This window comes from Alkalihalobacillus sp. TS-13, assembly GCF_019720915.1.
Lineage (GTDB): Bacteria > Bacillota > Bacilli > Bacillales > Fictibacillaceae > Pseudalkalibacillus.
The window spans coordinates 146,070-158,518 of record NZ_JAHKSI010000001.1 but is presented as its reverse complement, the minus strand read 5'-3'; the positions used below and the strand labels follow the sequence as shown (position 1 = coordinate 158,518).

Genomic DNA, 12,449 nt, shown 5'->3' with positions numbered 1-12,449 from the left:
CTTGTTATAGAAAGCCACCGTAGGGTTTTTGTGATGTCGCCATATGCGCCCACCGAATCATTGTAATAAAATCATATACCGGCAAACCAACTGCCCTTTGAATATCTGCAGCATATGGTGGAAGGTCACTACATTCAAGCAGTACAGCTCCCATATCTGGATGGTTATGGACAAGTTCCAGAGAAGCCTTCACAACTTCTCTACGAACGATATCGGTGTCAAAACTTCCTCTGCTTTCAGTTATTGCTGAAAATTCTGGGAGCCTTCCCAAGTCTTTCACTTTTATATATTCAGTATTATCGACTCCACAGCTATGAAAAAGATCATCTGTCAACCCATTGATATCTGCTGTTAAAACCCCCACGCTTTGTTCTGATTTTAATCCCTGTTTGATCCATGGGAGTTGAATAACACTTGATAAAAATACTGGTATATCAACCGCATTAGCGACTTGCTCTTGATAATTCCCCAAAAAACCGCAAGCCCCACAAATTACCTTAGCCCCTTCTTTTTCAAATTTTAGGGCTGCAGCAATAATATCGTCCACTAATGTTGGATCACCTGCATGTATTCTTTCTTGCGTGCAACCGGGTACTACTTTCATCACTACTGGAAAGTCATATGTGGATAGATTCGCTACATTTCCAGGCAAGGTCGGATACCAGCAACCATCTAAAAATAAAATTCCAACTGAATACCCCGAGACATACTGTCCTTTTTTCATCTGTATTCTTGTATTGGATCCTTCACTAATGCGGCCATATTCTCGAGATTGATTTATAGACACTTTCTCACATCCTATCTCATGTTACATATTCTCCATTGCTGCAAATTAAACAGTTTGAACTTCGTAACCTAGCTCAGAAAGTGCTTGTCCCATTTTTTGTTTCAATTCTTCAGAGGCTGGTACGAGTGGTTCGCGTACATGACCTCCTTTAATCCCCAGAATGTCTAAACCTGCTTTTACCGGTCCTGGAACAGGTTCAGCTTCTACATAATCATAAAGAGGAAGAAGTTTTTGGTTTATTTCAATAGCTCCTTCAATGTCTCTATCTTCAGTAAATAATTTATACATTTGAACAATTTCTTTTGGCACCAAATTGTGTACGATTCCTGTTGCCCCATCTCCACCGACTGCTAACGTTGGTAAAATCAGGTGTTCAAATCCAGTTAAAACAGAGAAATCATCTTGATCTTTTGTAAGAGCAATCACTTTACAGGTATGTTCTTGATCTGTCGTATTTTTGACACCAACAATACCATCGATTTTACTCAATTCTGCTATTAATTCTGGCGAAAGTTCAACACTCGTTGCTACGGGATAGTGATAAATGACGATGCCTATATCAGCGTTTTTTGCAAGTTTCGTGTAATAATCAAGAATGCCTTGTTCACTCGTTTTTAAATAATAGGGATTGATCACAAGAGCACAGTCAGCACCGATTTCTGCTGCATATCTTGTAAGTTCAAGCGTATCCTCTGTTTTATGGGCGCTTGTACCGGCCATGATTGGTACGCGGCCTTTAGCCGTTTCAACAGCCGCCTTTAAGACGGATTTCCTTTCATCCATAGACATTAAGGAATATTCACCTGTGCTGCCACCGGCAAGCAGGCAGTGAACCCCGCCATCTATCAAATGATCTATTAATCTATTATAAGAATCAAAGTCTATATTTCCTTCATCATTAAAAGGTGTAGGCATAGCCGGAATCATCCCTGTAGGTTTGTACATATTAAATTCCTCCTATTAATATCTTTTTGATTAAATAATTTGACTTGATTGTTTGTAGCGAGAGAATTTCAATCGATCAATATTAAAATCTGTTTCGTGGTTTGAGATTAATTGGGTCATCATTCTACCAGTAATCGGCGCCATACTAATTCCGTCACCTTCATGTCCACTAGCTATATAAAAACCTGGCACTTCTTCTACATCTGAAACAATTGGCAAATGATCAACAACCCATGGTCGAATCCCTGCATAAGAACGAATACATGCTATGTCCTTCAAAACGGGTAAGAAACGTAAAGCTCTTTCTGCAATACCACGCATAACTCTATTTTCAGATGTAATGTCATACCCTTTAAATGAGCGGTGTCCTCCTAAAAGGAAATTTCCTGCTTCTGTTGGCTCAATCGTAAAAGCAATATTGTTTTCTTCAACCACTTTGCTTACATTGCGTGAATAGTTTATATCTTCAAATTTCGATAACATATAACCAAATTCATGAACCTTTTGACTAACGACAGGCTTTGTTTTTTCTGATACTAGGACCATCCCTTTTCGTGGCTTTATGGGAATATCGATTCCTACCATTTGGCCAATCTTACCTGCCCATACACCGGCACAATTTACAACCTTTTTTGTGTGTATCGTCGTTTTATCAGTAACAACAGCCTCAACACTACCATCTGGCCTCTTTTTGATCGCTTTCACTTCATGGTTAGAAAAAAGTTTTAAACCATATTTTTTTGCTTCTTCTACAAAGGCAAAACAAACGAGATACGGGTTCATGGTAGAATCTACTTCTGTCCATATTCCTCCCGCTAAGTCCGTGGCCAAATATGGTTCAATGTCCAGTAGTTCTTTTCCATCTACCATTTTCATGACATACCCGGCTGCTGCCTGTTCATTGACATAGTAATTAGCGATTTCCAGTTCTTGATCTGTTTCGCACACATATAAGCTACCTCTGGAAGAAAATTCAAAGTCAAAGGATAACTCTTTAGCCAATTGTTTATATAGTTGAATACTTGTAAAACCCATTTCAGTATCTATGCCAGGTTTTTTGTCACAAATTAGAGCAACTGCATCACAACGACTAGAAGTACCTGAAGCGACATCCCCTTTGTCAACTAGCGCTACAGTGTATCCTGCTTTAGATAGGTGGTATGCAACACTGCATCCGATAATGCCAGCACCAATCACCACAACATCAAAACTATTCATGAGGGTGTGCCTCCTATAACCTTTCTATCACCCTTTATAAAAACCGGAGGGTTTGACTTCCAATGCTGTGTTAACTTGCTTCTTATACAAATATTCTTCAAAACCGTAGGTTCCAAGGTCTCCACCGCCGAAACCACTTTGTTTGTAACCACTCCAAGGAGCTTCATTGAACGTAGGGTGATAGGTGTTAATCCAGGTTATACCTGCTTGAAGCTTTCGAATCACTCTCTGAGCTTTAGCGCCATCATTTGTGAAAACAGCCGCAGCAAGCCCATAGTCAGTACCATTTGCTAATTCTATTGCTTCTTCTTCCGTATCAAACACTTGAATAACGAGCACAGGACCGAAAATTTCTTCCTGAACAATTCGCATTTCAGGCGTAGTGTGTGAAAAGATCGTCGGCTCAACATAATTGCCTTGAGCCAGGTCGCCGTCTACTACTTGCTTCCCCCCGCATAGAAGTTCTGCACCTTCAGCTTTACCGATTCGAATATAATCGAGCACCCTGTTCATGTGATCTTTTGATATCAGTGGACCCATTTCTGTATTTTCATCCCAACCAGGCCCAATTTTAATTTTCTTTGCCCTAGCGATAAGCTCCTCTACAAATTGCTCATATAAACTGCTTTCCAGAATCAACCGAGAACCAGCTGAGCAAATTTGTCCCGTACCAGCAAAGATACCCAGCAATGCATAATCAACAGCAGTATCAAAATCCGCATCGGCAAAAACAATATTTGGTGATTTGCCACCAAGTTCTAAACTAATATTTTTCACCGTATCTGCTGCGTTTTTCATAATGTGCTTTCCAGTATCAGTACTTCCAGTAAAAGAAACTTTATCTACATCTGGATGATTCACCAACGTGTCACCGATTATTGATCCAGTTCCTAAAACTAGATTGGCAACCCCTTTTGGAAAACCGACTTCATCAATGACTTCAAATAGCCTGATGAGAGTAAGGGGAGTCTGCTTATCTGGTTTTACAACTACAGTACATCCTGCTGCTAGAGCTGCTGACATTTTTTGCGTAGCCATTACGAGCGGATAATTCCATGGAGCGATTAAAGCTGCTACCCCCATAGGCTCACGTACTACCATTGCCTGTATTTCATCTGGAACCTCATAGGTTTGACCATGAGGTTTGGTCGCAAGACCCGCATAATACTGAAATTGGTTAATAGCATCCTCTATATCTACCATAGAATCCTCGTATATCTTCCCATTGTTTAATGTTTCCAGCATGGCAAACTCTTCTTTTCTTTCCTCTAATTTATCTGCTACTTTTAATAGAAGATCCGCCCTTGTTCGTGCGTAAGTGGTATTCCAACCATTCTTATAAAAAGCAGCCTTAGCGGATTGGACGGCAAAATCCACTTCGCTGGAGTCGGCTTGTGTGACTGTGGCAATAACTTCATTATTTGCTGGGTTTAAAATCTCCCTCGTTTTTTTTGAAGAACTCTCGATCCAGTCACCATTTATATACATTTTCTGAACATCTGTTTTGTCTCTTAAAACGCTTTCATAGTCTCGGATAGTTGCTTGCATACCTCACACTCCTTCTCAAGTAGTATAAAAAGATTAAATAGACTGAAAGCTTTCTAATAAGGTTTCTACGATAAATTGATAATCCTGTTCCGTTATGCTTAAAGGGGGGCATAACTGAATAATATTGTTGTGCCCGGCAACAGTGTCTTTATTGTTACCTATAAGAAGGCCTTTATCTTTGCAGGCTTTCATAACGGTTTCTATTTTTGAATACTCGATAGGATCTTTTGTACGTTTGTCTTCTACAAGTTCAATTCCCAATAATAACCCTTTACCGCGCACATCCCCCACGTTAGGGTGGGCTTTTAAAACTTCTAAATCTTTTAAAAGGCGCTTTCCCATTTCCTTCGAACGTTCAAATAAATTCTCTTCTTCCATTATCTCTAGGTTTTTCAACGCTACAGCACAAGAAGCAGGACTTCCACCATACGTATTCACATGTCTAAAACGGTCGTAGTCGCTATTTCCCACAAATTCTTCAAATATTTCACGTTTTACAGCTGTAGCAGCTAAAGGCATATAAGCACTTGTAATACCTTTTGCCATTGTAATAACATCAGGTTTAACCCCATAATTCATAAATCCAAAAGCTTCTCCCGTTCTTCCAAACCCGCATATGACTTCATCAACGATTAAGAGAGCACCGTGATTTTCACAGATTTCTTTTATTCGTTTCATATAATTTTCTGGAGGTATAAGCACTCCACCACCAGTAATAATGGGTTCCATGATGACTCCAGCGATCGTTTCACTTAATTCCCATTTCATGACCTGATCGATTGCCTCTGCACTGGCTAACGTCTCCCTATCTTCAGGATTACGATATAAATCAGGAGGGGCTACATGTATAAAGCCGGATCCTAAAGGTTCATATTTATACTTTCTTTGCGCTTGTCCAGTAGCAGCAAGTGCTCCCATCGTATTTCCGTGATAGGCTCTATAACGGGAGATAAACTTATAACGGTTTACGTCGCCTCTCTGGTGGTGATATTGTCTTGCAATTTTAAATGCTGTTTCATTGGCTTCGGACCCACTGTTAGAAAAAAAGAAAACATAATCATCATCCAAGTATTCGTTCAGTTTTTCGGCAAGCAAAATAGAAGGGTTATGACCATGCGATAACGGAAAGTAAGAAAGCTTGGTGAGTTGATCATAGGCAGCACGGGCGAGTTCTTCACGACCATATCCTATATTTACACACCAAAGTCCTGACATCCCATCCAAATATTCTTTACCGTGTACATCTTTTATCCATGCGCCTTCCGCGGTTTCTACGATCAACGGAGTAGATTCTTTCGTGTATCCTTTCATTGCATGCCAAACATATTTAGCATCTTTACTTAGAAGTTCATCGGTAGTTGTCTTTGTAGAATACATAAAAACCCCCTAGCCTCTCTTCATTAATAACGTGCCGTTAACATCTTTTTCCTTGTGTAAAATTCCACTCCATCAGTTCCATTGGCATGAAGATCTCCATAAAAAGATTTCTTATATCCGGAGAAAGGGAAAAACGCCATAGGGGCTGGTACACCTAGATTTATCCCTAACATGCCCGCATCAATTTCTTCTCTGAATTTTCTCACAGCGTGTGCGCTGTCTGTAAATAAGCAAGCACCATTGGCAAAATCAGATTGATTGGTGAACTCGATCGCTTCGTTTAAAGAATTAACACGAACGATAGAAAGAACCGGCGCAAAGATTTCATCTTTCCAGATTTTCATTGAGGTATCGACGTGATCAAAAATAGTAGCCCCGACAAATGAACCTTCTTCATCAATTTCATCTTCTCGACCATCTCGTAATAACGTAGCCCCCTCCTCTTCACCGGCCTTGATATAGGAAAGTGTCCGTTCTTGCTGCTCCTTGCGTATGACTGGTCCGAGAAAAACGTTTTCTATTGACCCATCACCGATGACAATGTTGTCAGCTTCTGTTTTCAACCTAGCAATGAGTTCATCAGCAATATTTCCCACAGCTACAACGACTGAAGCCGCCATACAACGTTGTCCCGCCGATCCAAAAGCAGCACTGATAATATTAGGAACGGCTACATCCAACTCAGCATCTGGAAGCACGATGGAATGGTTTTTTGCCCCAGCTAGTGCCTGGACCCGCTTTCCATTCGCAGCGGCTGTTTTATAAATATATTCTGCGACTGGTTGTGAACCTACAAACGAAATGGCTTGAATATCTTCATGTTCCAGTAATTCGTTCACAACGTCATGCGCCCCGTTTACAATATTTAATACACCATCTGGAAGCCCTGCTTCTTGAAATAATTCTGCAAGCCGTGTAGCAAGCAAAGGGGTTTTCTCCGAGGGCTTCAACACAAAGGTATTTCCACATGCAATAGCTAAAGGGAACATCCAACATGGGACCATCATTGGGAAATTGAAAGGTGTAATCCCACCAACTACTCCAATTGGATAGCGATACATTCCTGATTCTATCCCGACTGCAATATCAGGCAATTGTTCTCCTTTCATAAGTGAAGGAGCACCAGCGGCAAATTCCACACACTCAATCCCTCGTTGTACCTCTCCCAGCGCTTCAGTGTAATTTTTTCCATTTTCTTTTGTGATAAGTTCTGCAAGTTCTTCTTTATGCTCGTTTAACAATTGTTGATATTGAAACAATATTCGTGCTCTTTTCGGAACAGGAACTTTTTTCCATGTTTTGTACGATTCATTAGCCACCTTCACAGCTTGTTGCACGTCTGACTCACTGGAAATGGCAACTTTAGCAATCACTTCACCAGTAGCAGGATTTACTACCTCGTCATATTTGGGTTCTGAAGGTGTTGTCCATTTACCTAAAATAAAATTATCAATTGTGTTAGCTGTCATAAAAAGTACGCCTCCCTCAATGTTTAGAATATTCATATATTTATCGAACTTATTGTCAGTATAAGTAGACAATAACCATTAGTAAAATGAAAGTTTGGAATGGTTTATATTAATAATTCTCATGACTCAAAAAAATTCATGAGAAAGCATTAGTGTTATACAAAAAAAAACAGAGTCCCAATGGGACGTCTGCCTAATTCATTTTTATTTAGCATCATCTACTTTTTTTAATCAACTCAACAAACTACATAGATTTTCTTTCCGCTACGATTTCATCTGAACTTTCTTCATAGTCATCTTCCCAAAAATCTGCACCTTTTATGCCTAACTTCGTAGGATTAAATACAGGATCTTTACCTTCCTTTTTCTGCATTTCATAATCCTTTAATACTTTCAATGCCGGTTTCGTTAACAATAGGATCGCTGCTATATTTAACCAGGTCATGATACCGAACCCTAAATCTCCCATTGCCCAAGCAATTGTAGCGGAATTCGTGCTGCTATAGAATACAAATACCAGCAGGCCAATTTTAAGTAGATTCAACGGCCAAGTCAGTTTTACTTTTCTATTACGATTGATATAGGCAAGACTTGTTTCTGCCTTATATGAATAAGTGATGATACTCGTAAACGCAAAAAACAAAATAGCAATAGCAACAAATGGAGCACCAAATCCTGGCCATACCGATTCAATTGCCAATTGCGCGTTAATTGATCCCGGTTCAGCCTCACCTATATTATTTACTATAGTCCCACCATTTGGAGATACCACATTATACATCCCTGTTAGTAGAATCATAAACCCCGTCGCCGAGCAAATGATCAATGTATCAATATAAACGGATAATGCTTGTACCAATCCCTGTTTAGCAGGATGCGATACCTCTGCAGCCCCAGATTCAAATGTTTCACTACCGAAGCCTGCTGCATTGGAAAAAGCTCCTCGCTGAACCCCCCAGGCAAGTGCCGAACCGATTAATCCACCAAAAGTAGCGTCCATGTTGAATGCACTTGAAAAAATAAGTGCTAATATGTTAGGTAATTGTGAAATATTGGTGAGTAAAACAAGTGCACAAACAATAAAATATCCAATGGCCATAAAAGGTACTATTATTTGTGCAGTGGTCGCGATTCTCTTAACCCCTCCAAAAATAATAGCACCAAGTAAAACAACAAGTATGGTCCCAGTAACCATAGGATTAAAACCAAATGCACTTTCCATAGAGAGGGCAATTGTATTAACCTGGATGCCAGGTACAAGAATGGTCATCGAAACCATCGTAATGAAAGCAAATAAAATACCATACCATTCTACATTTAGTCCTTTTCCAATGTAATAAGGGGCACCCCCTCTATATTCTCCGTCCTGTTTACTTTTATAAACTTGTGCAAGTGTTGTTTCAATAAATGAAGTACTAGCTGACAAAAAGGCCATTACCCACATCCAGAAAATTGCACCAGGACCACCAAAGGTTATAGCTGTAGCTACACCTGCGATGTTCCCAATACCTGCTCTACTTCCAACTGACATGCTCAAGGCCTGGAAAGAAGATACTCCCGCCGATGAACTTTCCCCTTTAAACGTTAACCTTACCATATCCTTAAAATGCCTAAATTGAAAAAAACGAGTAGCAATCGAATAAAACAACCCAACCCCCAAAATAAGGTAAACCAGGGCGGAACTCCACACGATTCCATTCAACCAATTAATAATTAATTCCATCAAAATCCTCCTATCGAAAATTGAAAGTGTTTAAACAACACATTCGTAAATAAAACGATGCACCTAACAACAGCAGAAAGCGTTTACAAAAAAACTGGTCACCTTTTGATTCATGTAACCCCCTTTGTTTACCAACTTCTTTGTTACTCTTAACCTTTGATGGTTTGAACGATTATAAATATTCACAATTTTTTTACTTGACTTATTTTCAGTATAATCAGACAATTGATATTAGTAAAATGAAAGTTTGGAATGATTTATATTAATAGTTCTCATGTAAGGGGTAGAATATGAGTATTCAAAGGTATGAGGTTTTTAATAAGGTTGTTCAGATGAGAAATATTACCAAAGCTGGTCATCAATTAGGTTTGACTCAGTCAGGGGTCAGTCATGCCCTTAAAAGCTTTGAGGAAGAGTTGGGTATTCCTCTATTAATCAGGAACCGTACCGGACTACAATTAACGAATGAGGGAAAGAGGGTATATGAATATACACTTAGAATCATGCAAACACATAACAATTTATTACAAGAAGTTCAAACATTGAAAGGATTGAAGACAGGGACGATCAAGGTTGGGTCATTTGCAAGTGTTACTTCTCAATGGATTCCCAAAATATTAACTATATTCTCTGAAAAGTATCCTGGGATTACAGTTGAAATATATGAAGATGATTATAAAAGTCTCGAAAAAGCTGTTAGCACTGGAGAATTGGATATTTGTTTCACAACAGACTCTGATAACAAAAGCATCGAGTTCATACCACTTATCAAAGATAAACTTCATTGTATTGTATCAAACAAAAATCCCCTTTCGAACCAAAAGGTAATGAAAGCAAAAGATATAGAAAAGTATCCTTTGATCAAACCTAAAAAGGGTTGGGATAATGAAGTCGAGGATTTTTTTAATCAAAATCAAATCGTTCCCACTGTAAAATACGAAGTTTCAGATGATCAATCCATCCTTTCCCTCGTACAAGCAAATATTGGTATTAACATTAGACCGGAATTAGTTTTGAAAAATGCTCCTTCTTCTATTACCCTTCTTGATTTTGAGCAAGAAGCGTATCGAATTATAGGGTTAGGTATGAACGAACAAAAATCCCCAGCTACTTCTATCTTTATCTCTACGGTTACTGATCTATATCAAGCTATTTAATTATGTTCAGTCACACAAGTATTCCTATTTTAATGAGCTTAAGTGATACTTTGGCTCATTAAGCGGTTTGCATCATTTTAGCCCCCGTATATCAAGGGGTTTAAATCCACAAAAATGGACAATTGTGTGTAGAAGCTAAAGGGGATAGTAACCAAAAAATCAATCTTATTTTTTATGATGAAAGTGTTTTTTTAACACTTAATCTTTTCTTCTGATTAGTTAATATAGCAAACCCTACTTTAGGATGGAAAAGGTGCAAGGGTGGCCGGATTAAATTCATTACTCTAACTAATCTAAGATAAACTTCCGGATCAAAAGCTGAAAGCTGATATACTTTTTTACTATACCACTGTTTAAACGGCTGTATGAGGGGTCTGTCACCATTAATATCGGGATGGCGAAATGCCTCCGTAATTGCCATCTCCCATGGAGTTGCAATCAAATTAGAAATTCTCTTATGGAATGTTTTGGTGAACCCTTTATCAGGATACGTAAAAAATTCAAAATAACTCTGTAACTCTTCGGCTTCCATAGCAGCGACAGATATCCCTTGCCCAAATACCGGATCAAATCGGCAGTGAGCGTCTCCAACCACCAGGAAACCTTCCGGGACATCCGCAAGGTCAAAACGTCGACGTACCTGATAAGGAATCTTATGTATTTTTATCTCGGAAATTGGTTCCACTTGTTCTAGAAAATGATGAACATCAGGGACGGGTAACTTTTGTGCATAAGCGAAAAATTCCTCGTTTGTTTTTGGCGCCCGTTCATTGGCGTAACCACTAAAGGTAACAGAGAAACGATTCCCTTCAATCGTTTGAATGAATGCACCGTAAGGGTTTTCAGGGAAACTGGGAGAAATCAGAAGATTACACCAGTCTGGACGGTCCTGACTTTTCAAACGAAAGATTCTGGTGGCATAAAAAAGCTGAATCCACACCTTTTCTTCCCTAACCTCTATACCATATTGTTTTAGCCATTCAACACTCTTTGAACCAAACCCGCTAGCATCAACAACCATATCTGCAAGAAGTTCTTCTTCTCTTCCTGTCATCAGGCAACGTACCCGTACTCCGGATATTTTGTTACGTTGACGATCTAATAATAGTTGCTCGACCTTTGTTTCGTACTTGGTTGCAATATTAGAAACTTGATCAATACGGTGTTGTAAATGCCACTCTAACATAGGGCGGCTTTGTTGAACCATGACTAATTCTCCTTGAAACTGTGGTTTCCAGAACCCAAAATGATGCCACTTCAAATCTCTTGTAAAGTTATTTACAATACTCCCGTCTTCTATTAATTGATCAAGGAAGTGTGGAAACAATTTCTCAATTGCTTCTTCTCCTCCTTTTAATAAAACATGAGGATGGTAGCTTTGTGGTACTCTCTTCCTAGGGGCTTTTTCTTTCCATCTTTGACCGGCTTCCAAGATGATTACTTGTCGAAATATATGCGAAAGAGCTTTAGCAGCTAGTTTCCCAGCGATGCTTCCTCCGATAACTATTACTTTCTCCAATATGTTTCTCCTCCATTCCTCCTCAAGTATTCATCCTATCTCGATCAAAATGGGATTCAAGAATCATTTACCGCCGCCAAATATCATTCCATATCCATCTAAGTCCTTAACAGCGAAATGCTTCAATTGCGTATCTCCCATAGTTTCAACTTTTGGTTCGTATACAATCATTACACCTTCAAGTTTTTATTAATACATATCCATCTATATACTACCGATTATTTCTAACCGATGGATCAAATTCAATAACAATTTCATGAAAAGTGGCATATCCTTATTACGAATATGCCCCCGTATGTTTAATAAAAATCAGTTTAAAATACCCTTTCCTCCCATTGGCTTCAAGGTACTGATTCTCTCCATTCCTGTTATGATTGGTTTCGCACGTCTAATTAATGTTTGAGTAGCTTCAAGTGATAAAGATGCCTTATGTGCATTTTCATTGCTCCATACTTCATAAACAAATACAGAATTCGGTTCATCATCAGATATATTTACTAGATATATCTCACATTCCTCCAAATTCTGCATCGATTCTGCTGCCTCCAAAAGAATATCTACTAATGTATTACGTAGGCCTTCTTTGACTGTGAACTTACCAAATAATCCAAATTTACTCATATTTGTTCTCCTTAATTATATTCCTGATAAAAAAGAAGCCTTTTATCCCATAAATAATCTTCTTTCACTGTGAATGGCTAAAGGG

At 38.9% G+C, this 12,449-nt stretch carries 10 protein-coding genes; 1 reads left to right on the top strand and 9 read right to left on the bottom strand.

All coding sequences use genetic code 11. The features are described 5' to 3' along the window. Positions 1-4: 4 nt before the first annotated feature. The 7 genes from KOL94_RS00700 to KOL94_RS00670 form a co-directional block, all read right to left on the bottom strand. Positions 5-787, bottom strand: coding sequence for an aspartate/glutamate racemase family protein (locus KOL94_RS00700; protein WP_311775088.1), 783 nt, complete (start codon positions 785-787; stop codon positions 5-7). A 45-nt stretch (positions 788-832) separates the two neighbouring features. Then, the gene (dapA, locus tag KOL94_RS00695; RefSeq protein WP_221563215.1) at positions 833-1,732 is read right to left on the bottom strand and encodes a 4-hydroxy-tetrahydrodipicolinate synthase; all 900 of its coding nucleotides are present in this window, start codon (positions 1,730-1,732) and stop codon (positions 833-835) included. 30 nt (positions 1,733-1,762) lie between these two features. Beyond that, a complete protein-coding gene (locus KOL94_RS00690) occupies positions 1,763-2,950 on the bottom strand; it encodes an NAD(P)/FAD-dependent oxidoreductase (protein ID WP_221563213.1) in 1,188 nt (395 codons plus the stop codon). Positions 2,951-2,977: 27 nt separating this feature from the next. Continuing rightward, positions 2,978-4,498 carry an aldehyde dehydrogenase family protein gene (locus KOL94_RS00685; protein WP_221563211.1) on the bottom strand — a complete coding sequence of 507 codons (1,521 nt, stop codon included), beginning with the start codon at positions 4,496-4,498 and terminating at the stop codon, positions 2,978-2,980. A gap of 33 nt (positions 4,499-4,531) precedes the next feature. Continuing rightward, entirely contained in the window at positions 4,532-5,875 is a 1,344-nt protein-coding gene (locus KOL94_RS00680) for an aspartate aminotransferase family protein (RefSeq protein WP_221563210.1), read from the bottom strand. 23 nt (positions 5,876-5,898) lie between these two features. Then, positions 5,899-7,344: a CoA-acylating methylmalonate-semialdehyde dehydrogenase gene (locus KOL94_RS00675; RefSeq protein WP_221563209.1), complete on the bottom strand. Its 1,446-nt coding sequence runs from the start codon at positions 7,342-7,344 to the stop codon at positions 5,899-5,901. A gap of 244 nt (positions 7,345-7,588) precedes the next feature. Further along, positions 7,589-9,067, bottom strand: a complete 1,479-nt coding sequence (locus KOL94_RS00670; protein ID WP_221563208.1) for an alanine/glycine:cation symporter family protein — start codon at positions 9,065-9,067, stop codon at positions 7,589-7,591. Between the two features lie 290 nt (positions 9,068-9,357). Between KOL94_RS00670 and KOL94_RS00665 the strand changes: the two genes are divergently transcribed. Further along, a complete protein-coding gene (locus tag KOL94_RS00665; protein ID WP_221563207.1) occupies positions 9,358-10,224 on the top strand; it encodes a LysR family transcriptional regulator in 867 nt (288 codons plus the stop codon). 172 nt (positions 10,225-10,396) lie between these two features. On the opposite strand, the gene KOL94_RS00660 is transcribed toward KOL94_RS00665, so the two are convergent. Together KOL94_RS00660 and KOL94_RS00655 are read right to left on the bottom strand one after the other, a co-directional pair. Continuing rightward, entirely contained in the window at positions 10,397-11,746 is a 1,350-nt protein-coding gene (locus KOL94_RS00660; protein ID WP_221567527.1) for an NAD(P)/FAD-dependent oxidoreductase, read from the bottom strand. A 306-nt stretch (positions 11,747-12,052) separates the two neighbouring features. Beyond that, a complete protein-coding gene (locus tag KOL94_RS00655) occupies positions 12,053-12,364 on the bottom strand; it encodes a putative quinol monooxygenase (RefSeq protein ID WP_221563206.1) in 312 nt (103 codons plus the stop codon). Positions 12,365-12,449: the final 85 nt, after the last annotated feature.